The following is a 24,729-nucleotide window of genomic DNA, read 5'->3' as shown; positions in this document are numbered from 1 at the left end:
GGATGTGCTTTAAGCTCCGCAGCCATTTTATCCACTTCGGCTTTAATTTCTGCATTGCTTGCTTCATCTCCGTTAGGCATAACCGGAATGAAAATATGCGCAATTTCGGCTCTTGGCGACAAATCTACGCTTTTACTGTCGTAAGCTTTTTGTACTTCTTCCGCACTGACGGTTTGCTTGTCAGCCAAATCCTTGATGCTCAAAGCCACGTATTCCAGCTTAACGGCTTGAGGAATCAAGTAATCTTTCTTATGCGCTTCATAATACTTTTGCAAAGCCGCATCATCTACTTTTACTTGTGCCGCAAATGCTTCAGGGCTGAAAGTAAATGAACGGATAGTACGTGTTGCTTGAGTCAGGTTAATCAACTGACGCGCTTGCGCATCGCTGACCAACGCACCGTTTTGAACCAAATTCAACAGATTTTGCAATTGGAATTGTTCGCGGATATCTTCAACAAACTGATCCTCGGTCATTTTGCGCTGATCCAAATACTTCTTGAGCAAATCCTGACTGAATTTACCGGAAGCATCATGGAAATTCGGATCATCCACGATAACTTGCTTGATTTGTTCCTGAGACACAGCGATACCCATCAGTTTGGCACCTTGCTTCAGATAAGCACGTTGCAATAACGATTGGAATACCGCATCACGCGAAGGCGCATTATTGCCGGCAGCCTGCTCATTTTGTATCGCAATCTGTAAAGCATGCTCGCTAACCTTCTCATCCCCGACTTTGACAATGTAATCAGAACCCGGCGAAGACAAGTTATTGGCACCGAATCCGATAAAGGTCAGACCGATGATACCTAAAACAATCTGGGCGGGTGTTTTATATTTTTCAACAATATGGAACATATTTATCCGAAAGAAAAGTTTGGCGCGGCAGCCGGAAAATGCTGCCGCAAAAATCTTAAAATCCTGAAAACAGGCTCAAAGCGCGTATTGTAACGTATTTTTTCAAGGCTTGCTTTTTCAGACGGCCTAAAAACCTAAAAATGCCTTATCCGAAAATTTCCTGGTACGCTTCTACTGAAAATCCGATATGAACCTGTCCTTCCTTGACCAATACAGGCCGCTTGATAATGCTGGGATTTTCCACCATTAAAGCAATCGCCCCTTCTTTTGTGGCGGCAGATTCTTGCGCATCTTTATCCAACTTGCGCCAAGTCGTGCCTCTTTTATTGAGCAAAATTTCCAAAGCCGCCTGCTCCAGCCAGCCATCAATCAATTCGGCAGTCGGGGCATTTTTCTTAAAATCTACAAACTCAAACTCGATGCCGTTTTCCGCCAACCAACTGCGCGCTTTTTTAACCGTATCGCAATTGGGAATACCGTATAGTTTTATCATCTTATTTATCCTTGGTGTTATTCATAAAATCACAAATTCAGGCCGTCTGAAACTTTTCAGACGGCCTGAATTGAATACAGCTTATTTCTTAGCAGCTTTCTTCACTTTAATCTTCACGCTTTTGCCTTGAGCATTATTTTTACCTCCGACTTTGACGGAAGTTGTTTTCGCCTGCGTTTTTTTCTTGCCTGCGGCTTTAGGTTTGCTTGGCTTGGCAGGCTTGGAGGCAGGTTTACTTTTCACCTTGCTCTTCTTTGCCTTCATGGGAGCAGCCAACGCTTCATCAATTTCTTTAGCCGACAGTTTACGCTTACGCTTTTCGACAGACTTGTCAGCAGCTATTGGCTTGCTTACAGGTTTTGCTTTTCTACCTCCGCGTTTCTTACCGACTGAACCGCCGCTAATTAAGGTCAAATCAATCTTGCTGGTATCCAAATCGGCTCGCGCGACTTTTACAGTGACCGTATCGCCCATATTGAAACGAACACTGCTGCGTTCGCCCTCAATCGCCATAATTTCAGGACGGAAGTTGAAATAATCTTCACCTAAATCGCTGATATGAACCAAGCCGTCGATATGAATATCGTCCAAGGTTACAAAAATACCGAAGCTGGTCATACCCGAAATCTTGCCACTGAAAACTTCGCCGACTTTGTCGCGCATATAATAAGTTTTCAGCCAGTTTTCCACATCGCGGCTGGCATCATCGGCTCGGCGCTCGCAGAAAGAGGTATGCACGCCCAAAGCCTGCCAGGTTTTATTGGGTTGGTACGTTTGTCCATTCAACACAGCCTTGATGGCACGATGTACCGTCAAATCCGGATAACGGCGGATAGGCGAAGTAAAGTGTGCATATGCGCTATAAGCCAGACCAAAGTGACCTTCGCAATGCGGCTCATAAACCGCCTGCTGCATAGAACGCAACATCATCACTTGCAACAATTCCGCGTCCGGACGGCTTTTAAATTGCTCAGCAAGCGCAGCATAGTCTTTCGGCGTCGGATTATCGCCGCCACCCAAACTCAGCCCCAGCAAACCAAGCTGCTCGCGTAAAGTGGCCAATTTTTCGGGAGTCGGGCCCAAGTGATTGCGGAACAAAGCCGTATGTTTGTTTTTCAGCAAAAATTCTGCCGCGCAAACATTCGCCGCCAGCATACATTCTTCAATCAATTTATGCGCATCGTTGCGGACGACGGGAACAATCTTGTCGATCTTACCGTTGTCATCAAAAATCATCTGAGTCTCGACGCTCTCAAACTCAACCGCGCCACGCTCAAAACGTTTTTTCTGCAAGATTTTAAATAACTGATACAGGGTATCGATTTGCTGCTTAAACGGATGATCCTGGCCGTCTGAAATCCAATCCCAAACTTGATTGTAAGTCAGTCGCGCATGAGAACGCATTACTGCCGGATAGAAACGGTATTCCTTGATATTGCCGGCATAGGTAATCACCATATCGCACACCATACACAGGCGTTCGACATCAGGATTGAGCGAGCAGATACCGTTGGACAACTTCTCCGGCAGCATTGGAATCACACGGCGTGGGAAATACACGCTGGTACTGCGTTCCTGAGCATCTACATCAATTCCGTCATCAGGACGAACATAATGGCTGACATCGGCAATCGCCACCACCAAACGGTAATTGCGGCCGACTTTTTCAGCAAAAACCGCATCGTCAAAGTCCCGCGCAGTTTCGCCGTCAATGGTTACCAGAGGCAAATCGCGTAAGTCCACGCGTCCTTTCAAGTCGGTTTTACGCACATGATCAGGAATTTTCTTCGCGGCTTTGACACATGCTTCGCTGAATTGATGAGGCAAATGGTGCTTGCGTACAGCGATTTCGATTTCCATACCGCTGTCGGCATAATCGCCCAACACTTCAATCAGCTTAGCCACAGCAGGACGATGTGCTTCAGGATACGTCTCGATTTCAGCCACAATCACTTGGCCGGATTGCGGTTTAAAGTGCGCCACGCTTTCAGGCTCTAACACGATACTTTGGCTCAAACGCTTGTCTTCCGCTTCCAAAATAGCCACGCCGCGATCCATATAAAAACGGCCGACCACTTTAGACTGCGCACGCTCCACTACATCCAAAACCGTACCTTCACGACGGCCTCTGCGGTCGATACCGGCAGGACGAACGGTAACAATATCCCCGTGCATTACGCCGCGCATCTGACGCTCATACAAAACAAAATCGCCCTCACCTGTCGGCGTTAGCGGCACGGCAAAACCAAAGCCGTCTTTATGCGCTTCGACACGGCATTTAACCAATGCCAATTTTTCTGCCGCACACACCGCGCCACGTCGATTGATCAACACCTGACCATCGCGCGCCATCGCTTTCAGACGGCGCTCGAAGAATTCATATTCATCTTCTGTAATCGACAATTCATGTGCCAAAGCTTCGATTTTTGTCGGCACGCCTTTTTGTTCCAATAATTCAATAACCCATTCACGGCTAGGCAGCGGATGAGCGTAACGTTGTTTCTCCCGCTCCAAATACGGGTCTTTTTCTCGTAAATTTAAAGATTTAGTATTTTTGTTCATTTTGATAGTTGACATTCTTTTTTTAAAATATATAATAGCTGCTTCTTCGCAGTTCAGGTAGTCAACTCTACCTTAAATTGAAGAATAAAGCAAAGCCCAGGTGGCGGAATTGGTAGACGCGCTAGCTTCAGGTGCTAGTGTCCTCACGGGCGTGGAAGTTCGAGTCTTCTCCTGGGCACCAAATAATTTGGTGCTTCTTTGCTTAAGAAAATTTAAATTGCCCAGGTGGCGGAATTGGTAGACGCGCTAGCTTCAGGTGCTAGTATCCTCACGGGTGTGGAAGTTCGAGTCTTCTCCTGGGCACCACTGATAAATTAATCAGTCAAGTTTTCACATTATTCTGAATAAATAATAAGTCAGGATAATAGTCCACAGAGAGGTGGATGAGTGGTTTAAGTCGCACGCCTGGAAAGCGTGTATACGTGAATAGCGTATCGAGGGTTCGAATCCCTTCCTCTCTGCCAGATACTAAAGACACCAGCTAACGGTGTCTTTTTTCATATCTGCCCTTCTTAAAAATATTACATCACACTTTTATTTCTCTTACCTTCTAATCAGAAACCTGCCACTCATTCTTATCTTATACTTAACCTTAATGATTAAAGGCCGTCTGAAAGTTTTCAGACGGCCTCTCTTAAAACCTACCAAATCCCGAACCATTGTTTATCAGACTGCTTTTTATTACCGTTCTGCTGCTCGTGATTTTGACGGCGAAATTGCCAAGGTGCTTGCGGATTGTCTTTTTTCCATAAGCCTTTACGTTTTTCCTTGGCTTGTTTTTGCGCGGCCGAATAGTCGGTGTAGGCGGTTTTACTTTGTTGTTTTTTGGCATAACTTTCATAATGCCATGCGGCACCATCCCGTATCTGCATCAAATTCAGGTCAATCGTGCCGACTGATACTTGGGCGACTTCGCGCTGATAGCGGTCACTTTCAAACACGCGCACTTTGGCTTTTTTATTCAATGCAGCATCAATCAGATTGTCTCGTGATTGCGTACCATAAGCCTGATTGATTTCCGGCGCATCGATATAGGCCATACGGATTTTGTGTTTCCGGCCGTCGCTATCGATGATGTGCATGGTATCGCCATCATGGATTTTGATGATTTTTCCGTTGTATGTGTAGAATTGTCGCGATGACTTTTGTTTCTGGTCCGGTTTGGGTTTAGCTTCGGCTTTGGTATCAGATGTGGCTTTGACGACATTTTCTCCCAGCCATTGATTGACCTTTTCCAAACCGATATTGTCGCCTTGTGCCAATGTTGCAGCAACGCTTACCCCTGTACGAATCAACTCGGTATCGCGTGAGCTGTAACCAAGCGCGCCCAAAACGGATAAAACAACGGGCAACCATTTTATAATTTTACTGATTTGCATATTTTGCCAAATTGAAGGCCGTCTGAAAGACCTGATGCACTTTCAGACGGCCTTTTAAGATTGATTAATCTCCATTAATCCTGACAAGGCAGGATGACTTTTGCACCTTCTGCCGTACCCAAAACCAACACATCGGCGGCATCGCGGGCAAAAATACCGTTTTCGAGTACGCCGGTGATTTTATTGATTTCGTCTTCCATTTTCAGGGCTTGGTCAATATTGAGGCCGTGAACATCGACGATTTGATTGCCATAGAAAGTAGTATAGCCGACACGCAACTCAGGTTGTCCGCCCATCGCAAGCAGTTTGCGCGACACCAGCGAACGGGCATTTTCAACCACTTCTACCGGCAATGGGAATTTACCCAAACGGGAAACGTATTTGCTTTCATCGGCGATACAAACAAATTTATCGGATGCGCTGGCCACGATTTTTTCGTTCAAATGCGCACCGCCGCCACCTTTAATCATTTGCAGCGCGTGGTTGACTTCGTCTGCGCCGTCAACATAAACCGCCAAACCCATCACTTCATTCAGTGAAACTTCAGGAATCTCGTATTTTGCCAAAAGCTCGCTGGATTTTTTAGAAGTAGACACGGCACCCTTTATTTTCTTACCGCTTTTACCCAAAGCTTCAATAAAAAAGTTGATGGTAGAGCCGGTACCGATACCGATGTATTCGTTTTCAGGAACAAATTCCACCGCTTTTTCGGCGGCAATACGTTTGAGTTCGTCTTGAGTTGCCATGTTGTCAGTCCTTCAGTTTGAATAATAAAGTAATTTTAAGCTCTTAGGCCTTAATCAGCAATACTGCCGCTTGCGCTTCAATGGCTTCCATACGTCCCAGATAGCCAAGTTTTTCGTTGGTTTTGCCCTTAATATTCACGCAGTTTTCAGGCAAACCCAAATCTGCGGCAATATTGGTGCGCATTGCCGGAATATGCGGCGCAAGTTTTGGCTTTTGCGCAATCACAGTCGTATCGACATTAACCACCTTCCAACCCAATGCCTGCACGCTTTGATAAGCCTCGCGCAACAGCACACGGCTGTCTGCATCTTTGAACTCGGCGGCAGTATCAGGAAAATGGCTGCCGATATCTCCCAAACCGGCTGCACCCAACAGGGCATCTGTAATCGCATGCAAAAGCGCATCGGCATCTGAATGACCCAGCAAGCCTTTTTCAAACGGAATGTTTACGCCGCCGAGTATCAAATCTCGCCCTTCGACCAACTGATGGACATCGTAGCCCTGTCCGACACGGATATTCATGTTTGCTTCCTTAAATAATGGGTTTTGATTGTTCAGACGGCCTTGAGCAACAATCTGACAATGTATTCGTCTTGCGGCAGCGTCAATTTCAAATTGCGCGTATCGCCCTGCACCAAGCGCGGCCGGATACCCAGTTTTTCAACCGCTGACGCTTCATCCGTAATCTCACTTAAATCATCAACCGATAAAGCACGGTGTAACAAGGCCGTCTGAAAAAGCTGCGGCGTTTGCGCCTGCCATAACCCTGCGCGCGCAACGGTTTCATCAATATGATGACTGCTGTCTGCCCGCTTGAGCGTATCGGCCACCGGTATGGCCAAAATACCGCCTTCATCATTCTCACCCGCCTCATCAAGCAAACGCGTTAGCGCTTCAGGAGGCAGGCAACAGCGTGCGGCATCATGAACCAAAATATTGTCTTGCGCCTCAGCCAAACCTTGCTCCAATAAAACGGACACACCATTGCGTACCGTTTCGGCACGACTTGCGCCGCCTACTCGAAAGACGCGTACTTTCTCAGAAACGGCCGTCTGAAAAACCGAATCTTCCGGCGAAAGAATAGCGGCAATTAAATCTATGCGGGAGTGTTGCTCAAAGATTTCTATGGTATGTTGCAATACGGTTTTACCATTGATTTCAACATATTGTTTGGGTTTTCCTGCGCCAAATCGCGCTCCCACACCGGCAGCAGGAATCAAAGCGATATTGCGGCGCATCATGCTGACGCTCCGGCATTGGCCTCATCAGGCATTTCGGCCTTGCGCCATACACATGCTTCGCCCAAATCGTCCAAATATTTTTCATGTGCCGCCAGCTCGTCCGCATTGGCTTTGATGACTTTCAACTGCGACGTACGTTTGGTTTCCGCAATAACGGTTTGTTTGACTTCGCCCTCTTCTTCCACCTCGCCACCCATCAGGTCGAACTGCTGACGCGTCATGGCAAGATAGACTTCACCCAAAAGCTCGCAGTCGATTAACGCGCCGTGCAAAACCCGTTTGCTGCGGTCAACGGAAAAGCGGTTACACAACGCATCCAAACTTGCCTTTTGTCCCGGAAACATCTCACGCGCCATGGCCAGCGTATCGGTCACTTTACAACCCAGTTCCTCAATAGAAGGCAGTCCCATGCGGCGGAATTCCATATTCAGGAAGCCGACGTCAAACTTAGCATTATGGATAATCAGCTCTGCACCACGTATAAAGTCGGCAATCTGTTTACCCACTTGGGCAAACGGCGGCGCATTCTTCGCTTCCAATACTTCAATCGTCAAACCATGCACCTTCGCCGCTTCCTCCGGCATATCGCGCTCGGGGTGGACATATAAATGAAGGTTGGAGTCGGTCATTTGGCGGTTGATCATTTCCAAGCCGGCAAATTCGACCAGACGGTCGCCGTTTTCAGGATAAAGACCCGTGGTCTCCGTATCGAGGATAATCTGACGTTGGCTCATGGTTGGTGGTTTCTGCAATTATCAAAACGTCCTGAATCATACTGAAGGCCGTCTGAAATGTATAGTCAGCAAAACTTTAGCTACTTTTGAAATACCCTTTTATAGCTGGATTTTTTCAGACGGCCTTTATTCTTTTTTCATCTATTGGCCAGCTATTACTCCAATTTGAGTAGAAAGCCCAATTTCTAAAAAATTTTTTAAATTTAATTTCTTTAATAATTAATACCTTACTTATAAATTAAATAATAGGAACAATTATCATTTGCAAATTTAAAAAATCGCCGTATAATACAACCCATCGAAACAAAACAACCGCACAACAGAATGAAAGGAGAAGAAAATGCCCGAAAGTATTTTTAAGCAAGTCTCCCTCGACATTCTGAGACTGCACCAGCAAGCCATCCGCTCTTTGATCGCCACCAAGTGTTGCGATGAGTGCGAAGTACACGACGCAGTATTCATTACTTTAGATGGCCGATATTATGTTTGGCTCCCTTGTATGGGCAAATCGCCCCAATCAGAAACCGGCATCCTGCTGATTGAAGATGAAGACGGCAATACACGCTTGAGCTGGGTTGCCGATACACGCGAAGTCAAGCAAAAAGACAGTCTGTACAACCGCGTTGTTTCCGCCCTGCAAAGAAAAATGCAGCGCACGAAGAACAAGTTTATCCAGTCGGCAAACGCCCGATTGCTTGAGCTAACGCCTCAGCAAGGCCGTCTGACGACAAACAGCAAAGATTTCTCGCTTTCACCACATGACTTGATGAAAGCACTTTATCCGGCAACACATCAAATAGGAGAATTTGCCCTGTAACAGTTTTTGGTAGTGGTTTGTGTTCCTTTTGCGCCCCTTAACATTTTAAAGGGGCGATTTTTTTGCCTCTACTTTTCAGACGGCCTAAACACCGGTTTTCCAGTACAATAAAGGCCGTCTGAACATTTCCTACTTTTCAACCAACCATGCAACTGCTCAAATACATCCAATCGCAAGGCCTCGGCAGCCGCAAGCAATGCCAATGGCTGATAGACAATGACTGCATTGCCATCAACGGCGAAATCCATAATCGTACCAAAAACGATATCGATCCGTCTCAAGTGCATACCCTGTCTGTTGATGGCGAAGAAATTGCCGCCGTACCCATGCCCTATTTCTACATTCTGCTTCATAAGCCTGCAGATTACGAGACTTCGCACAAACCCCAGCAATATCCAAGCATCTTCAGCCTGTTTCCCGACCACATGCGCAATATCGATATGCAGGCAGTCGGCCGCTTGGATGCAGACACAACCGGCATTATTCTGATTACCAACGACGGGCAATTTAACCACCGCGTTACCTCGCCCAAACACAAAGTTCCGAAGCTCTACCGCGTCACTTTGAAACATCCTGCCGACGATACCCTTTGCACTACGCTGAAAAACGGCGTCCTCCTACATGACGATAATGAAACCGTCGCCGCGGCCGAAGCAGTATTGGCCGACCCAACCACACTGATGATGACCATTACAGAGGGTAAATACCATCAGGTCAAACGCATGGTTGCAGCCGCAGGCAACCGTGTCGAGCAGCTCCATCGTGAGAAATTCGGCGACTGGAATGTCGATGATTTGGCCGCCGGAGAATGGAAATTTATCCAAATCTAAAAAAAAATTCCAATTTTTTCAATAATTTTTTAAACAATATGGATTTTTTATTTATTTAAAATCAAACATCTAAACCTTATTATTTTTATTTAACAGAATTTAACACTAGGGAGACTGAACTATTGTATAATTCGCCTGTCTGAGTAACACTTGCTTCGAAAGAAGTGAGTAAGTGAGTAAGACGTTTTCCCCGTAATGTGTTTGGCCATCTATACTTTCCCCTTAGTATAGATGGTTTTTTTTATCTAAAATTTGGTAACCAAACGAATGTACTTTCAGACGGCCTTTCTCATCTAAAGAAGCCATCATTACTCAACCTCATCTCCCACTCATTACCTTGCCATTCCTCCTTTTCTCTTTCTCGTCTCTTCCGCATCAATCTGTACCGTTCCAATTTCAGACAAATCGTTTTATAGAAAGAAAAACCATCGGCGACTATCCAAGCTAAGGTTACAGGATGTTATTAGACAACCTCAGAGAAATACCATCTTTGTTGCCGACATATTTGAAAGCACACCTTAGTGCTATCCAATCTCCTCACAACAACCCTTTCCCATATCCCACCTTTCAGACGGCCTTTATCGTTAGGGCTCTTTCAATCATTCGTATCGCTTCAGACAAATTCTCTGTTTGCAGGTTTCAATACCAAGCAAACCAGAGAAACCCACTAAAAATTCTTCATTACATGGTTTTTTTAACTAATTTTCTTTTCAGACTTTAGTCAAGATTCGTTAAATCTTTGCGGTAAAATGTTGTCTTTATTTTTATGCATCTGAGTATTTATGTCTTCCAATCAACCCCGTCAAACCTGGTCCAACCGTTTGACTTACATCCTTACCGTTGCCGGCGCGACTGTCGGCTTTGGTGCAACTTGGCGTTTCCCGTATCTGGTCGGTGAAAACGGCGGCGGCGCGTATGTGTTTCTGTTCTGTATCGCCATGCTGGTCATCGGTATTCCGATGATTTTGGTGGAAAACGTCATCGGCCGCCGTAAAGGCGTGAACGCGCTGGATGCGTTTGGCGGCACAATGAATGGCAAACCCGTTGCCAAAGTTTGGAAATTGGTCGGTTGGATGGGCTTGCTCGGCGCATTCGGCATCATGGCCTATTACATGGTGCTCGGCGGCTGGGTCATCAGTTACATCGTCAACATCATCGGCGGCAATTTGGACATTTCCAACCCGGTTTCCGGCGAAGTTACCAAAAGCTTCTTTACCGAACACATCGAAAACAGCCCTTGGGAAATTGCTTTCTACACCTTCCTATTTGTTGTTGTGAACCAATGGATCCTAGTCAAAGGCGTGATCGGCGGTATTGAAAAAGCGGCAAAATACCTGATGCCTTTGCTGTTTTTATTCCTGATTGCCATGGTTGTGCGCAACGTTACCCTGCCGGGCGCAATGGAAGGCATTACCTTCTATCTGAAACCTGACTTCAGCAAAATTACAACCGAACTGTTCGTCTTCGTTTTGGGCCAAGTATTCTTCGCCTTGAGCTTGGGCTTCGGCGTGATGATTACGTTATCCAGCTATCTGGATAAAAACGAAAATCTGGTTCAGACGGCCGTAATTACCGCGATTACCAACACTTTGATTGCCGTGTTGGCCGGCTTTATGATTTTCCCATCCCTCTTCAGCTTTGGCGTTGCCCCTAACTCCGGCCCGACGCTGGTGTTCCAAAGCCTGCCGATCGTGTTCTCCAATATGTGGGCAGGCCCAGTGTTTGCAGTGATTTTCTTCTCACTGCTTCTGATTGCCGCGCTGACCACTTCTCTGACCATTTATGAAGTGTTGATTACAACCATTCAGGAGAAAACCAAAATCCGCCGCGCAGCCGCGATTACCATCGTACTGGCAGGTATTTTTATCTTCGGTAATATCCCATCCATCTTGAGCTACGGCCCATGGAAAGATATTTCCGTGTTTGGTAAAAACATTTTTGATGCCTTTGACTATATCAGCGGCAACATCTTGTTTATGCTGACCGCGCTTGGCTCTGCCTTGTTTGTCGGTTTCGTGATGAAGGACGAAGCGAAGGACGAATTGCTTTATAAAGGCAACCATACGACGGTCAATATTTGGTTTGCCTATGTGAAATATCTCGTGCCGTTGGTGATTTTGCTGATTTTCATCAGCAACCTGTTCTGATAAGCAAGCATATAAAAAGGCCGTCTGAAATATTCAGACGGCCTTATATTTTAACTATGCTTTATTCTGCCCAGTTTTTCTTCTTACTGGTTTTACCGATACCGGGGTTAAAGCTGTTGGTTGGGTCGAGTTTTTTATAGAACTGTTTCAGCTCAGGCTTGGCTTCATACAGATGACCGACATTATGCTCGGCAGGATATTGCGCGCCGCGTTGGTCCAGCAAATGGAGCATTTCATGTTCCAAAGCCATACAGTCGTTGCCTTTTTTAATGATGTAGTCCTGATGGAACACATGACACATAAAATGTCCGTAATACAATTTATGGATGATTTTATTGTCGATTTCAGGCGGCAGTGTTTCAAACCAATCACGATCATCACGGCGCAAGGCGATATCGAGTGCAACCAAATCCTCTACTTCATCATCATGTACAGAACGGTAACGGATCGCGGCAGAAGCCACAGCAAAGCGATGCAGCATGGCCGCCTGCGTTTCTTCGGCATTACATTCGAAGAATGCGCCGCCATGGGTTGCAAAATATTCCTTCAAGAAAGCACGCGCTTCTTCTACGCCCTCGCCACCCATTTTTAAAATCAGGTGATGTTCATATTTATCCCGATAGTTGCGCATAGATTTCGGCAAGTGATCAGGCAAAATTTTACTGATCAGTTGCATGAATTTATCAGAGAAGTGTTTTGGTAAGAAACTTATCTTTTTGCTGAATCTATCCACACGGGCTTTCAGATCAAACAGTTTCGGAAGTTGGTGGGTACCGAACGTCTTGATGATATAAAACGTATCTTTACCATAAATGGCAGCAATATCAAAAGCATGACGATGGATATACTCACCGGAAATAGGCAGGTTTTTAAACTCGCTCAAAGCGGCACGACGAATATCGGTCAGCTCATTAATATCATTAGTGCCGATATAGAACACGGCAGTCTGTTTTTCTTGTGGGAACGTATCCAAGCGTACGGCAAACACCATCAGCTTGCCCGCGCAGCCTGAAGCCTCGTAATGGCGTGCAGGATCGGCATTAAAACGGGCGGCAGTCGGTTCATTCACTTGGCGGACATGATCGCAATAAGCATGGTCATGCCCTTTGCCTGCATTTTGAACAATGTCTTTTTTCTGATAATGGAAACCTTGCAGATTGGTCAAAATTTCTTCAGGGGTTTCGCCCAAATCAATGCCCAAATGGTTGACCAGCTCCAGTTTGCCCTCTTCGTTGATTTGTGCAAACAGCGCCATTTCCGTATAAGCCGGGCCACGCTGTACCAATGCACCGCCGGAGTTATTACATACGCCACCCAATACAGATGCGCCGATACAAGACGAACCAATCACGGAGTGCGGCTCACGGCCTAAAGGTTTTAGCAGCAGCTCCAATTGATTCAGGGTAGAGCCAGGCAGGCAGACAACTTGTTCGTTATTGTTAATTGGCTGAATAATGTTCAAACGCATGGTATTTACAATCACGATATCGCGGTCGTAATCATTGCCGTCAGGAGTCGAGCCGCCGGTCAGACCGGTATTGGCGGCCTGCGTAATCACGATAACATCAGCCTCAACACATGCCTGCAAAATTTGCCACATTTCCAACACCGTACCTGGACGGACAACTGCCAGCGCCTTGCCTTCGCCAAAACGGTAGCCTTGACGGTATTGTTCAGTTTTTGCCGGGTCTGTGATGATATATTTTTCGCCGACGGTTTGCGTCAGCCGACTGATTAATTGTGTAGCATTCATTGCATACTCCTTGAGAAATGAATATATTTATTAAATTACAAACATTGTAGTAATCCCTTTTATCAAAGTAAAGGCAAACTCATTTTTAAATTCATCATTCAAATAAACAAAAGGCCGTCTGAAATTTTCAGACGGCCTTTTGATTCAAGCTGGAACAATCAGATTATTCGGCGGCTTTCTCTTCGCGAGCAGGAGCTTCCAGCAAAGCTTTGATAGACAGGCGTACGCGGCCGCGATCGTCTACTTCCAATGCTTTCACGTTCACAACCTGACCTACTTGCAGGTAGTCGCTGACATTGCGTACGCGCTCGTGGGCGATTTGGCTGATGTGTACCAAACCGTCTTTGCCCGGCATCACGCTGACAATCGCGCCAACGTTGTTGTCGAGGATTTTAACCACAGTACCTTCGTACACTTTCCCCACTTCCACTTCGGCAATGATTTCTTCGATACGTTTTTTCGCTGCATCGCCTGCTTCTTGAGTAGTCGCAGCGATAGTGATGGTACCGTCTTCAGCGATGTTGATTTCAGTACCGGTTTCAGCAGTAATCGAACGAATGGTTTCGCCGCCTTTACCAATAACATCACGGATTTTGTCTTGGTTGATTTTCATGGTGAACAAGCGTGGCGCGTGTGCAGACAGCTCTTGTGGACCTGCAACAGCGGCTTTCATCTGATCCAAGATGTGCAAACGTGCTTCTTTGGCTTGAGCCAAAGCGATTTGCATGATTTCTTTGGTAATACCTTGGATTTTGATGTCCATTTGCAGTGCGGTCACACCTTCGGTTGTACCGGCTACTTTAAAGTCCATATCGCCCAAGTGGTCTTCGTCACCCAAGATGTCGGTCAGAACGGCAAATTTGTTGTTGTCCAAAATCAGACCCATGGCGATACCGGCAACGTGCGCTTTCAAAGGCACACCGGCAGACAACAGGCTCAAGCAGCCGCCGCAGACGGAAGCCATAGAGGAAGAGCCGTTGGATTCGGTAATTTCAGAAACCACGCGCATGGTGTAGCTGAAATCTTCAGGTTCTGGCAATACGGCCAACAACGCACGTTTAGCCAAGCGGCCGTGACCGATTTCACGACGTTTTGGCGCACCTACGCGACCCACTTCACCAGTAGAGTATGGTGGGAAGTTGTAGTGCAGCATGAAGCGGTCGGTGTATTCGCCGGACAGCGCATCAATGATTTGCTCATCGCGTGAAGTACCCAAAGTTGCAACAGCCAAAGCTTGGGTTTCGCCACGGGTAAACAGTGCAGAACCGTGAGTGCGTGGCAATACGCCGGTTTGAATGTTCAACGGACGAACAGTGCGGGTGTCGCGACCGTCGATACGTGGTTGACCGTCCAAAATTTGGCTGCGGACAACATCGGCTTCCAAGTGTTTGAAAATGCCTTTGATTTCGTTGGCTGCCAAAGTGTCGGTTTCTTCAGTAATCAACGCTTCTTTCACGGCATTCCAAGCTTCGTCCAATTTGGCAGAACGCGCTTGTTTTTGACGGATTTTGAATGCTTCTTTAATGGTTTCGCCGGCAATTTCGCGTACTTTGGCCACCAATTCTTCATTGGTTTCAGGTGCTTTCCAATCCCAAACTTCCGGATTAACTTCGTCGGCAAACTCATTGATGGCATTAATGGCCACTTGCATTTGATCGTGACCGTAAACAACTGCGCCCAACATCACTTCTTCAGACAAGATGTCGGCTTCGGATTCCACCATCAACACGGCTTTAGAAGTACCGGCAACAACCAAGTCCAATTGTGATTTAGCCAATTCGGCTTTAGTCGGGTTCAAAACGTACACGCCGTTTACATAACCTACTCGCGCAGCACCAATCGGACCGGCAAACGGTACGCCGCTCAACACCAGCGCGGCAGATGCACCCAGCATTGCAGGAATGTCAGAATCAATTTCAGGGTCAACAGACACCACCATCGCTACGATTTGGATGTCGTGGTAGAAACCTTCAGGGAACAGAGGGCGGATCGGACGGTCGATCAGACGGCTGGTCAGGATTTCTTTTTCGCTTTGTTTGCCTTCGCGTTTGAAGAAACCGCCGGGGATTTTACCTGCTGCGTAAGTACGCTCGAGGTAATCGACAGTCAGAGGGAAGAAGTCTTGGCCTTCTTTCACTTCTTTGTTGGTAGTAACGGCAACCAAAACAACAGTATCGCCCATGGATACTTTAACGGCAGCGGCGGCTTGGCGAGCGATTTCGCCGGTTTCCAAAGTAACGGTTTGATTACCGTATTGGAAGGTCTTAACGTGTTTATTGAACATCATTGTTCCTTTCAAAATACCGCACTGCTAAAACACTAATAATGCACACTAAAATCCGAATGTGCATAGTTAGGGTTTCAGACCGTGCGGCAGGTTATAAACAAGCTTTCAGACGGCCTTTAAGGCGCTGAAAACAACTCTTGATTATAAAGGCAACCATCCTTAAAATCCAGTATTTATACAATAAAAAGGCCGTCTGAAACATATCCTTTTCAGACGGCCTTCAAACTTAAAAACTAATCCTGAGTCAGCAAAGTCAATGCTTCCTGATATTTTTCGACTGTTTTCTGAATTACATCGGCAGGCACTTTAGGCGCAGGCGCTTTTTTGTTCCAACCGCTTTGCTCCAGCCAGTCGCGGACAAATTGTTTGTCAAAAGATGGCGGATTGGTACCGACTTTGTATTGGTCTGCAGGCCAAAAACGGCTGGAGTCAGGCGTCAACACTTCGTCCATCAAAGTCAGCGTACCTTCTTCATCCAAACCAAATTCAAACTTGGTATCGCAAATGATAATACCGCGAGATTTCGCATATTCGGCCGCTTCTGTATAAAGCTGAATTGCTTTGGCGCGCACTTCCGCCGCCAGCTCTTTTCCGATAATGCGTTCGCATTCTTCAAAGCTGATGTTTTCATCATGATCGCCAACTGCAGCTTTGGTCGATGGCGTAAAGATCACTTCAGGCAGTTGTTGTGCTTCCTGCATACCTTCAGACAGTTGAATACCGCAAACAGAGCCTGTCTTTTGATAATCTTTCCAACCGCTGCCTGCCAGATAACCGCGCACAATAGCCTCCACTTTCACCGGAGTGAGTTTTTTAGCCACGACGGCGCGTTTCTCCAAAGCTTTAGCTTCGTTTTCAGGCAAAACATCGTAAACCGTCTGACCGGTAAAATGGTTAGGCATGATATGAGCCAGTTTTTTAAACCAAAAATTGGAAATCTGCGTCAGAATCTCTCCTTTACCCGGAATCGGATCATCTAAAATCACATCGAATGCAGACAGACGGTCGGAAGCAACCATCAACATACGTTTATCGTCAATTTCGTACAAATCGCGGACTTTGCCGGAGTAGATTTTTTTCAAGCTGATTTCAGACATTTCGGGTATCTCTTTGGTAAACAGAAGAATTTGGTATTTTAGCCCAATTTAGCATCTTTCGTCAGATTGTTTACAAAATAAAGGCCGTCTGAAACCTTATATTTTGGTTTCAGACGGCCTTATCCGTTGATTTCAGAGAAGAACCCTGAAAATCACCATCCTATCAGATTACAGAAGCTTGAGTCTGATCTTGGATTTGGTTCACAGCAGACAGAGAGTAGTAGTCGCCGTGGCCGGTTACTTGGTAAGTGCTACCGTCAGCAAACTTGAAGTTTTCAACTTTGTGATCGTTACCGGTGAACCAGTCGTCGATGGTGATGCTGTCGTTAGTACCGACAGAAACAGTCAGGTTAGCACCTGATTTGCTCAGCAATACGTCAGAAGCTGCAACGCCTTTACCGAACAACAGGGTGTCATTACCACTTTCTTCACGGATAGTGTCGTGACCGTAACCTTTGTCGAAGAAGTAAGTGTCGTTACCGGTACCGCCGATCAGGATGTCGTTGCCGACACCGCCGTCGAGGTAGTCGTTACCGTCTTTACCAACCAGACAGTCGTCGCCGGCCAAACCGTACAGATGGTTGTTGCCACCATTACCTTCGATGTTGTTGTTCAAAGAGTTACCGGTACCGTTCAGGTTTTGCATACCTTGCAAAAACAGGTTTTCAACGTGATCAGTCAGTGTGTAGTCAATAACGGTACGGACAGTATCGATACCGGCGTGTGCATTGCCGTACTCGATAACTTGGTCGTTGGCATTGTCAACGAAGTAAACGTCGTTACCGTCGCCACCGCGCATGATGTCCGCGCCGGAACCACCGTTCAGGTAGTCGTTACCGGCACCACCTTGCAGGTAGTCTTTACCTTCTTCACCGTACAGAGAGTCACCGTCGGCATCACCGTAAATGGTGTCGTTACCAGCACCGGCGTAGATTACGTCTGTGCCGTTACCACCGTAGATGATGTCTTCGCAAGCAGTACCATAAATGGTATCTTTAGCATCAGTACCGCGGATAACGTTGCCGTCTTTGCAGTCTTCAGCTCGGATGACATTACCTGGGTTTTTGTCTTCGTGACCGTATGAGTTGTTTTGGTTATGGTCGTCAACACAGTCTTTGCAATCTGGCTTAGGCTCAGGTTTCGGTTCTGGCTTAGGTTCTGGCTTAGGCTCAGGTTTCGGTTCTGGTTTAGGCTCAGGTTTTGGCTCTGGCTTAGGCTCAGGTTTTGGTTCTGGTTTAGGCTCAGGTTTCGGTTCTGGCTTAGGCTCAGGTTTTGGTTGTGGTTTTGGTTCTGGTTGCGGTTCTGGCTGTGGCTCAGGTTTAGGCTCAGGTTTTGGTTGAGGCTTAGGCTGAGGTTTAGGTTGTGGTTTTGGACATGGGATCGGTTTGATTGGATCGCAGTTGTAAGGTGGGCAAACCGGAACACATTTGTAGTTAGGCGTTTTTGCCGGTGGGCAGAAAGCCGCAATAGCAGAAACCAAACCGGTTACCGCGTTAACTACTGACACGCCGACGCTGGCAATGCTAGCGATGCTGCCGATAGAAACAGAAGATTTTGCTGCAGGAGCGCAGTAGTAAGAAGAGTAGGAAGCCTTAGGTGCGGGTGCGCAGTAAGAACTAACCAGGGGTCTAGTATAATACCCCCCGTAACAGTATGCCATAATAATTACTCCCAAAAGTTAATAAAATATTGGGTTGACGGAACGAGCAAATCCGCCCTTGCCCAATTATTATTTTAGTAATATTTTGCAAAATATTTACTCAAAAATATCAAACGGTAGAATTTGCCGACAAAAGGACGGAGTTTCGCCTGTTTTTAAATTCCATTATCCTAGCAACAATAAAAACATTAACATTGATTCACACTCTCTCAAATAGCATAGATCCTTTATCTATCTTATTAAAAGCCGAATTTTAACTCTAGTTATAGTAAACAAACATAATACCAATAATTGGTTATTATTATGAATAGATAATATCGACAATTTACCCAAATACAGCCTCCTCTGCATTTTGTTCTACGCCAATAATGTGAATTTGTCGTATTTACACTATAATGACACGAACACCTATTTAACAGCTATCAGAGGAGATACTCAACCATGCGTACTTTATTGACCGGAGCCAAAGGCCAGCTTGCCCGTTGTCTGCGCGACCGCCTGCCCGAAGATTGGGAACTGATTGCTACCGACTCTACTTCGCTGGACATTACCGATACCGAAGCCGTGCATCATATGATTAAAAATTTCCAACCCGATGCCATCGTTAATGCCGCAGCTTACACTGCCGTCGATAAAGCAGAAGAAAACGCTGAAGCCGCTTTTGCCGTCAACGCAAGCGCTGTTCACAACCTGGCTGCAGCCGCCCGCGCCGCACACGCCCGCTTTATCCATATTTCCACTGATTATGTATTCGACGGCGAAGGCAAACGCCCTTACCGCGAAACCGACTACACCAATCCGCGCAGCACTTACGGTCAATCCAAAGTAGCAGGCGAGCTTTTGGCTTTAGCCGCGCATCCGGAAAGTACAATCGTCCGTACTTCATGGCTGTTTAGCGAATACGGCAGCAATTTCGTCAAAACCATGCTGCGCCTTGCCAAAGAACGTGATTCCCTCTCCATTGTTCACGACCAAACCGGCTGCCCGACTTATGCAGGCGACTTGGCTCACGCCATCATCAGTTTACTGCAACAGCCCACTTCCCCACGCGGCATCTTCCATTACTGTGGCAACAAATCGGCAACATGGTACGAATTTACCAAAGCCATCTTTCAGACGGCCCACCAATTAGACGACAGCTTCCGCATTCCGGAACTGAACGCAATCACCACCGAACAATACCCCCTGCCCGCTCCGCGTCCGGCATACAGCATCATGGATTGCTCACGCCTCGAAACCGAGTTCGGTATCAAACCGTCCGACTGGCAAAAAGCCCTGCGCGAAATTCTCCGCACAATCGACTGATAAGCTGATCCATCTATATCAAGGCCGTCTGAAAACATATTTTCAGACGGCCTCTTTGTTTCTTTTATATCAAATGCTTTATCTATCCAGTCTGTCATTTGAAAAGTGCTACAATAGCCGTTTATTTTATTTTTCAGACGGCCTGACACCATGTGCAACCATCATCCTAAACATTCACACGATAATGACACCATCCGCATCCGCGGCGCGCGTACACATAATTTGAAAAATGTCGATTTGGACATTCCGCGCCACAAACTGGTGGTGGTCACGGGGCTGTCAGGCAGCGGCAAGTCGTCGCTGGCGTTTGATACTTTGTATGCAGAAGGCCAACGCCGTTATGTTGAGAGCCTTTCCGCCTATGCCCGTCAATTCTTGCAGATGATGGACAAACCCGATGTCGATTTGATCGAAGGCCTGTCGCCCGCAATTTCCATCGAGCAAAAATCCACCAGCCACAACCCACGCTCCACCGTCGGTACAGTAACAGAAATCCACGACTATCTGCGCCTTTTATACGCTCGCGTCGGTACGCCGTATTGCCCCGAACACAATCTGCCGTTGTCGAGCCAGACCGTGTCGCAGATGGTCGATACCGTGTTGAAGCTGCCGGAAGACACGCGCGTAATGATTCTTGCGCCGGCAGTGCGCGAACGTAAAGGCGAGTTTGTCGATTTCTTTGCCGACTTGCAGGCTCAGGGCTTTGCGCGTGTACGTGTGGACGGCGAGGTCTATCAGCTTGACGAAGTGCCGAAGCTGGAAAAAAACATCAAGCACAATATCGACGTGGTCATCGACCGCGTGAAAGTGAAGGCGGACATCCAGCAACGGCTGGCGGAAAGTTTTGAAACCGCGCTGCGCCACGGCAACGAGCGCGCACTGGCGATGGAAATGGACAGCGGCGAAGAACATTGGTTCTCCGCGCGTTTCGCCTGCCCCGTATGTTCATACAGCCTGCCCGAGTTAGAGCCGCGCCTGTTTTCCTTCAACAACCCAATGGGCTCCTGCCCGACTTGCGACGGTTTGGGCAATACCAACTTCTTCGATCCCGAAAAAGTGGTCGCCCATCCCGAACTATCCTTAGCCGCAGGCGCGATTGACGGCTGGGATAAGCGCAACCAATTCTATTTCCAAATGATTCAATCGCTGGCGCATCATTATAAATTTGATGTCAACGCCGCTTGGGAAACTTTGCCTGAAAAAGTCAAAAAAGTCGTGTTGCACGGCTCAGGCAAAGAAGTCATCGACTTCACCTACCTATCCGAACGCGGTACCACCTTCAACCGCAGTCACGCCTTCGAAGGCATCATCCCCAATCTCGAACGCCGCTACCGCGAAACTGACAGCGAAACCGTGCGCGAAAAACTGCGCGAATACCAAAACCACCGCGCCTGCCCGAGCTGCGGCGGCGCACGTTTGCGCAAAGAAGCGCGTTACGTTTACGTCAGCGGCAAACCCTTGCACGAAGTCTCCGCCTGGCCGCTGACCAAAACCCACCAATTCTTCGAAACGCTGGATTTGGACGGCAACAAAAAACAAATCGCCGAAAAAATCCTCAAAGAAATCACCGAGCGGCTCGGTTTCCTGATTAATGTCGGGCTGGATTACCTGAATTTAAGCCGCTCCGCCGAAACCCTTTCCGGCGGCGAAGCCCAACGCATCCGCCTCGCCAGCCAAATCGGCAGCGGCCTGACCGGCGTGATGTACGTTTTGGACGAACCCTCCATCGGCCTGCACCAGCGCGACAACGACCGCCTGCTCGCCACCCTCAAACGCTTGCGCGATTTGGGCAACAGCGTGATTGTGGTCGAACACGACGAAGACGCCATCCGCGAAGCCGATTTCGTCATCGATATGGGCCCGGGCGCAGGCGAACACGGCGGCAACGTATTGATTGCCGACACGCCCGAAAACGTCGCCAAATGCGAAAATTCCGTTACCGGACAATACCTCAGCGGCAAAAAATCCATTGCCGTGCCGTCTGAACGCACGCCCGTCAATCCCGACCGGATGCTCGTCCTCAAAGGCGCGCGCGGCAACAACCTCAAAAACGTCACCCTCGAACTGCCGCTTGGTTTGATTACCTGCATCACCGGCGTATCCGGCAGCGGCAAATCCACCCTGATTAACGACACCCTCGCCAAAATCACCGCCCGCGAACTCAACCGCGCCCAAGAAGAACCCGCCCCATACGACGACATTTACGGCCTCGAACACCTCGACAAAGTCATCAACGTCGACCAATCCCCCATCGGCCGCACCCCGCGTTCCAACCCCGCCACCTACACCGGCCTGTTCACCCCCATCCGCGAACTCTTCGCCGGCGTACCCCTCTCGCGCGAACGCGGCTACAGCGTCGGCAGATTCTCCTTCAACGTTAAAGGCGGCCGCTGCGAAGCCTGCCAAGGCGACGGCGTGATTAAAGTCGAAATGCACTTCCTGCCCGACGTGTACGTCCCCTGCGAAGTCTGCCACGGCAAACGCTACAACCGCGAAACCCTCGAAATCCAATACAAAGGCAAAAACATCAGCCAAGTCCTCGACATGACCGTTGAAGAAGCCCGCGAATTTTTCGACGCCGTCCCCACCGTATCGCGCAAACTGCAAACCCTGATGGACGTAGGACTCGGCTACATCCGCCTCGGCCAGTCCGCCACCACCCTCTCCGGCGGCGAAGCCCAGCGCGTCAAACTCGCCTTGGAACTCTCCAAACGCGACACCGGCAGAACGCTCTACATCCTCGACGAACCCACTACCGGCCTGCACTTCGCCGACATCGCCCTATTGCTGGAAGTAATAGGCCGTCTGAAAGGTAAAGGCAACTCAATTGTGATTATCGAGCACAATTTGGATGTAATTAAAACAGCGGATTGGATTGTGGACTTAGGGCCCGAGGGGGGCGACGGAGGTGGTAAGATTATTGCTTCAGGTAGCCCTGAGCAGGTAGCGAAGGTTAAGGGGAGTTATACTGGGAAGTATTTAAAAAATATTATAAATAACTTGTAACGTAATTTTTAAATTAATATAAGGATCTTGCATTTATGGAAAATAATGAAGTAAATAAACTAATTGATGCTCTTGAAGATTTGATAAAAACAATTTTAGAGCAAGAGAATTTTGAAAATAATCCTATTAATAAACGTCACGGGTATGATCAATATCCGTGTATTACTCTTGATGACTTAGCGGATATTCCAAGAGGGATAATCCAAAAAATCAAGAATAGACCATACGAATTCTCAAAAAATAAATTAGAAAGTATGGAGTATCTTTCAGGAAGGGTAAAGGATAGCAAGCATCTACTTGTTACAGGTCTTGAGAGTTATTCATATTATCTATACTTCTACTCATATACAATAACAATAGATTGGATTGATAAATATCTTTATCAAAGTTTAGAATGGGAGCATTTGCCTGAAGATACGATGCCATCTAGTTTGCGCCAAAGGCTAGCTATACAAAAGAGAACTGTTACAAACTTAGAAAAATCTAGCGCCGGATTAGATGAGAAAGTAAAACAAATTAATAGTGCATATGAAACAGCAAGAAATCTACCTACTGTACAAGATGATTTAAAAGAGGCGATTGAAGAAACCCGAATGACTCATCAGGAAATTAATAGTATTTACAAAGAAAATAAGAAGAAATCAGATGATTTTTCTGAAAGTATTGCAATAAATACATCAAAAGGTAAGGAGTTTTTAAAAAACATTGAAGAGTTAAAGGGGGAGATTGAAAACATATATAAGAAATGCAATGAGTATAGGGATAAATCTGCACAGGCATATAGCATTACAAATACAAATGGTTTGGCAGGTGCTTTTAAAGAACGTGCTAAACAATTAAATAGTTCAGCAAAATGGTGGACATTCGGGCTTATTGTTGCATTGTTAGCACTTTGGTTTGCAGGCAGTACTCAAGTAAGTCGTTTACAAAGTTTATTTACTGATAATGGTGTAAGTACAGCAGCTATTATATTGCAAGCTATTACTGCATTACTTAGTATTACTGCACCTTTATGGTTTTCATGGTTAGCCACGACGCAAATCCACAAATTATTTAAGTTATCAGAGGATTATGGATTTAAATCTTCCGTTAGTCAAAGCTATGAAGGGTATAGAAAGGAAACATCCGATATATCTATTGATATGCTTAAAGATTTAATGGGAAATTTGCTTAAAATTATTAATAATGAACCTTTGAGGCTAGTAAAAGATGATACAAATGCTAGCACCCCGTATAATGATATTGCAAATCAATTTTTTAAAAGAGATAAATCAAAAAACGATATTGAAGATAATAAAAAAGATTCATCAAAAATTAAAAATTCCCATGATAAACAAATAACCGATCAACCAAAAGATGATGACATTGAAGAGACTGACGAAAACTAATAGCAAGCAAGCGTAGGTTGGGTCAAGACCCAACAAGACCGTAAAACTTATCTGTTTTGTTGGGTTTGCAACCCAACCTATAACCCTTTCAGACGGCCTCAAACGCCGTCTGAAAATCCACCCCGCCCACCGAGAAACCCCATGCCCCAAAACATCGACCACCAAAGCAAGCTGCGTGCTTACGACCTGTACGACTCGGGTAAAATCCACAGCAAGCGTAGGTTGGGTCTAGACCCAACAGAACCGTAAAACCCATCTGTTTTGTTGGGTTTACAACCCAACCTACAACCACCCCAAACCAGCAAGCCGTAGCCTGCATATCCAACCGACCGCGTGCGTGGCTATGCCACACACCCTACCTGTGAATCACGCGGAACTTCAAAATCAACGTGTAGGGTGTGTGCGGTACGCACGCACGCGGTT

18 protein-coding genes and 3 tRNA genes are annotated in these 24,729 nt (G+C 46.8%); 9 read left to right on the top strand and 12 right to left on the bottom strand.

What is annotated here, in order from left to right; all coding sequences use genetic code 11:
* The 3 genes from HMPREF2608_RS11650 to rnr form a co-directional block, all read right to left on the bottom strand.
* A partial coding sequence (locus HMPREF2608_RS11650; protein ID WP_283122290.1) for a SurA N-terminal domain-containing protein occupies window positions 1-860 on the bottom strand: 860 nt, incomplete at its 3' end.
* A 145-nt stretch (window positions 861-1,005) separates the two neighbouring features.
* Window positions 1,006-1,353: an ArsC family reductase gene (locus tag HMPREF2608_RS05265; RefSeq protein ID WP_070826225.1), complete on the bottom strand. Its 348-nt coding sequence runs from the start codon at window positions 1,351-1,353 to the stop codon at window positions 1,006-1,008.
* A gap of 81 nt (window positions 1,354-1,434) precedes the next feature.
* Complete coding sequence (gene rnr, locus HMPREF2608_RS05260; RefSeq protein ID WP_141761463.1) at window positions 1,435-3,915, bottom strand: ribonuclease R; 2,481 nt, start codon at window positions 3,913-3,915, stop codon at window positions 1,435-1,437.
* Between the two features lie 94 nt (window positions 3,916-4,009).
* Here rnr and HMPREF2608_RS05255 point away from each other — a divergent pair.
* From HMPREF2608_RS05255 to HMPREF2608_RS05245, 3 genes are all read left to right on the top strand, one after another.
* Window positions 4,010-4,096 (top strand) — tRNA-Leu (locus HMPREF2608_RS05255).
* Between the two features lie 38 nt (window positions 4,097-4,134).
* A tRNA-Leu gene (locus tag HMPREF2608_RS05250) sits at window positions 4,135-4,221 on the top strand.
* 67 nt (window positions 4,222-4,288) lie between these two features.
* A tRNA-Ser gene (locus HMPREF2608_RS05245) sits at window positions 4,289-4,379 on the top strand.
* A gap of 177 nt (window positions 4,380-4,556) precedes the next feature.
* On the opposite strand, the gene HMPREF2608_RS05240 is transcribed toward HMPREF2608_RS05245, so the two are convergent.
* The 5 genes from HMPREF2608_RS05240 to dnaQ all read right to left on the bottom strand — a co-directional run bounded on the left by HMPREF2608_RS05240 (window position 4,557) and on the right by dnaQ (window position 8,016).
* Window positions 4,557-5,294 carry a thermonuclease family protein gene (locus tag HMPREF2608_RS05240; protein WP_070826223.1) on the bottom strand — a complete coding sequence of 246 codons (738 nt, stop codon included), beginning with the start codon at window positions 5,292-5,294 and terminating at the stop codon, window positions 4,557-4,559.
* A 74-nt stretch (window positions 5,295-5,368) separates the two neighbouring features.
* On the bottom strand, window positions 5,369-6,040 hold the full coding sequence (gene rpiA / locus HMPREF2608_RS05235; RefSeq protein WP_003679072.1) for a ribose-5-phosphate isomerase RpiA: 672 nt from the start codon (window positions 6,038-6,040) through the stop codon (window positions 5,369-5,371).
* Between the two features lie 43 nt (window positions 6,041-6,083).
* Complete coding sequence (gene ispF / locus HMPREF2608_RS05230) at window positions 6,084-6,563, bottom strand: 2-C-methyl-D-erythritol 2,4-cyclodiphosphate synthase (RefSeq protein ID WP_070826222.1); 480 nt, start codon at window positions 6,561-6,563, stop codon at window positions 6,084-6,086.
* Between the two features lie 32 nt (window positions 6,564-6,595).
* The gene (gene ispD, locus HMPREF2608_RS05225) at window positions 6,596-7,282 is read right to left on the bottom strand and encodes a 2-C-methyl-D-erythritol 4-phosphate cytidylyltransferase (RefSeq protein WP_070826221.1); all 687 of its coding nucleotides are present in this window, start codon (window positions 7,280-7,282) and stop codon (window positions 6,596-6,598) included.
* Window positions 7,279-8,016, bottom strand: a complete 738-nt coding sequence (gene dnaQ, locus HMPREF2608_RS05220; protein ID WP_070826220.1) for a DNA polymerase III subunit epsilon — start codon at window positions 8,014-8,016, stop codon at window positions 7,279-7,281. Before dnaQ ends, ispD begins: the two co-directional genes overlap by 4 nt.
* A 340-nt stretch (window positions 8,017-8,356) precedes the next feature.
* Here dnaQ and HMPREF2608_RS05215 point away from each other — a divergent pair, with 340 nt between their 5' ends.
* The 3 genes from HMPREF2608_RS05215 (at window position 8,357) to HMPREF2608_RS05205 (ending at window position 11,810) form a co-directional block, all read left to right on the top strand.
* Window positions 8,357-8,833, top strand: coding sequence for an NGO0322 family iron-responsive protein (locus HMPREF2608_RS05215; RefSeq protein WP_049348077.1), 477 nt, complete (start codon window positions 8,357-8,359; stop codon window positions 8,831-8,833).
* Between the two features lie 146 nt (window positions 8,834-8,979).
* Complete coding sequence (locus tag HMPREF2608_RS05210; protein ID WP_070460807.1) at window positions 8,980-9,663, top strand: 16S rRNA pseudouridine(516) synthase; 684 nt, start codon at window positions 8,980-8,982, stop codon at window positions 9,661-9,663.
* A gap of 782 nt (window positions 9,664-10,445) precedes the next feature.
* The gene (locus HMPREF2608_RS05205; RefSeq protein ID WP_070826219.1) at window positions 10,446-11,810 is read left to right on the top strand and encodes a sodium-dependent transporter; all 1,365 of its coding nucleotides are present in this window, start codon (window positions 10,446-10,448) and stop codon (window positions 11,808-11,810) included.
* Between the two features lie 61 nt (window positions 11,811-11,871).
* Here the strand turns inward: HMPREF2608_RS05205 and dld are convergent, their stop codons facing one another.
* The 4 genes from dld to HMPREF2608_RS11550 all read right to left on the bottom strand — a co-directional run bounded on the left by dld (window position 11,872) and on the right by HMPREF2608_RS11550 (window position 18,607).
* Window positions 11,872-13,563 carry a D-lactate dehydrogenase gene (gene dld, locus HMPREF2608_RS05200; RefSeq protein ID WP_070826218.1) on the bottom strand — a complete coding sequence of 564 codons (1,692 nt, stop codon included), beginning with the start codon at window positions 13,561-13,563 and terminating at the stop codon, window positions 11,872-11,874.
* 163 nt (window positions 13,564-13,726) lie between these two features.
* Entirely contained in the window at window positions 13,727-15,850 is a 2,124-nt protein-coding gene (gene pnp, locus HMPREF2608_RS05195) for a polyribonucleotide nucleotidyltransferase (RefSeq protein WP_141761462.1), read from the bottom strand.
* A gap of 233 nt (window positions 15,851-16,083) precedes the next feature.
* On the bottom strand, window positions 16,084-16,947 hold the full coding sequence (locus HMPREF2608_RS05190; protein WP_070826216.1) for a phosphoribosylaminoimidazolesuccinocarboxamide synthase: 864 nt from the start codon (window positions 16,945-16,947) through the stop codon (window positions 16,084-16,086).
* Window positions 16,948-17,110: 163 nt separating this feature from the next.
* On the bottom strand, window positions 17,111-18,607 hold the full coding sequence (locus HMPREF2608_RS11550) for a calcium-binding protein (protein WP_283122289.1): 1,497 nt from the start codon (window positions 18,605-18,607) through the stop codon (window positions 17,111-17,113).
* Between the two features lie 441 nt (window positions 18,608-19,048).
* Here HMPREF2608_RS11550 and rfbD point away from each other — a divergent pair, with 441 nt between their 5' ends.
* From rfbD to HMPREF2608_RS05170, 3 genes are all read left to right on the top strand, one after another.
* Window positions 19,049-19,912: a dTDP-4-dehydrorhamnose reductase gene (gene rfbD, locus HMPREF2608_RS05180; protein WP_070826215.1), complete on the top strand. Its 864-nt coding sequence runs from the start codon at window positions 19,049-19,051 to the stop codon at window positions 19,910-19,912.
* A 150-nt stretch (window positions 19,913-20,062) separates the two neighbouring features.
* The gene (gene uvrA / locus HMPREF2608_RS05175; protein ID WP_070826214.1) at window positions 20,063-22,918 is read left to right on the top strand and encodes an excinuclease ABC subunit UvrA; all 2,856 of its coding nucleotides are present in this window, start codon (window positions 20,063-20,065) and stop codon (window positions 22,916-22,918) included.
* Between the two features lie 35 nt (window positions 22,919-22,953).
* Complete coding sequence (locus tag HMPREF2608_RS05170) at window positions 22,954-24,306, top strand: hypothetical protein (RefSeq protein ID WP_070826213.1); 1,353 nt, start codon at window positions 22,954-22,956, stop codon at window positions 24,304-24,306.
* Window positions 24,307-24,729: the final 423 nt, after the last annotated feature.

The sequence above is a fragment of the Neisseria sp. HMSC064D07 genome (genome assembly GCF_001837185.1).
Lineage (GTDB): Bacteria > Pseudomonadota > Gammaproteobacteria > Burkholderiales > Neisseriaceae > Neisseria > Neisseria flavescens_C.
The sequence above is the reverse complement of the archived record's forward strand: the minus strand, read 5'-3'. Positions and strand labels throughout refer to the sequence as shown.

Excerpts from the sequence above, each read along its gene's own strand:
- ispF (WP_070826222.1), bottom strand. The coding sequence starts at position 6,563 with ATGAATATCCGTGTCGGACAGGGCTACGATGTCCATCAGTTGGTCGAA.
- pnp (WP_141761462.1), bottom strand. The coding sequence starts at position 15,850 with ATGATGTTCAATAAACACGTTAAGACCTTCCAATACGGTAATCAAACC.
- dld (WP_070826218.1), bottom strand. The coding sequence starts at position 13,563 with ATGAATGCTACACAATTAATCAGTCGGCTGACGCAAACCGTCGGCGAA.
- HMPREF2608_RS05205 (WP_070826219.1), top strand. The coding sequence starts at position 10,446 with ATGTCTTCCAATCAACCCCGTCAAACCTGGTCCAACCGTTTGACTTAC.
- rpiA (WP_003679072.1), bottom strand. The coding sequence starts at position 6,040 with ATGGCAACTCAAGACGAACTCAAACGTATTGCCGCCGAAAAAGCGGTG.
- HMPREF2608_RS05240 (WP_070826223.1), bottom strand. The coding sequence starts at position 5,294 with ATGCAAATCAGTAAAATTATAAAATGGTTGCCCGTTGTTTTATCCGTT.
- rfbD (WP_070826215.1), top strand. The coding sequence starts at position 19,049 with ATGCGTACTTTATTGACCGGAGCCAAAGGCCAGCTTGCCCGTTGTCTG.
- HMPREF2608_RS05215 (WP_049348077.1), top strand. The coding sequence starts at position 8,357 with ATGCCCGAAAGTATTTTTAAGCAAGTCTCCCTCGACATTCTGAGACTG.
- ispD (WP_070826221.1), bottom strand. The coding sequence starts at position 7,282 with ATGATGCGCCGCAATATCGCTTTGATTCCTGCTGCCGGTGTGGGAGCG.
- HMPREF2608_RS05210 (WP_070460807.1), top strand. The coding sequence starts at position 8,980 with ATGCAACTGCTCAAATACATCCAATCGCAAGGCCTCGGCAGCCGCAAG.
- HMPREF2608_RS11550 (WP_283122289.1), bottom strand. The coding sequence starts at position 18,607 with ATGGCATACTGTTACGGGGGGTATTATACTAGACCCCTGGTTAGTTCT.
- uvrA (WP_070826214.1), top strand. The coding sequence starts at position 20,063 with ATGTGCAACCATCATCCTAAACATTCACACGATAATGACACCATCCGC.
- HMPREF2608_RS05265 (WP_070826225.1), bottom strand. The coding sequence starts at position 1,353 with ATGATAAAACTATACGGTATTCCCAATTGCGATACGGTTAAAAAAGCG.
- rnr (WP_141761463.1), bottom strand. The coding sequence starts at position 3,915 with ATGAACAAAAATACTAAATCTTTAAATTTACGAGAAAAAGACCCGTAT.
- HMPREF2608_RS05170 (WP_070826213.1), top strand. The coding sequence starts at position 22,954 with ATGGAAAATAATGAAGTAAATAAACTAATTGATGCTCTTGAAGATTTG.
- HMPREF2608_RS05190 (WP_070826216.1), bottom strand. The coding sequence starts at position 16,947 with ATGTCTGAAATCAGCTTGAAAAAAATCTACTCCGGCAAAGTCCGCGAT.
- dnaQ (WP_070826220.1), bottom strand. The coding sequence starts at position 8,016 with ATGAGCCAACGTCAGATTATCCTCGATACGGAGACCACGGGTCTTTAT.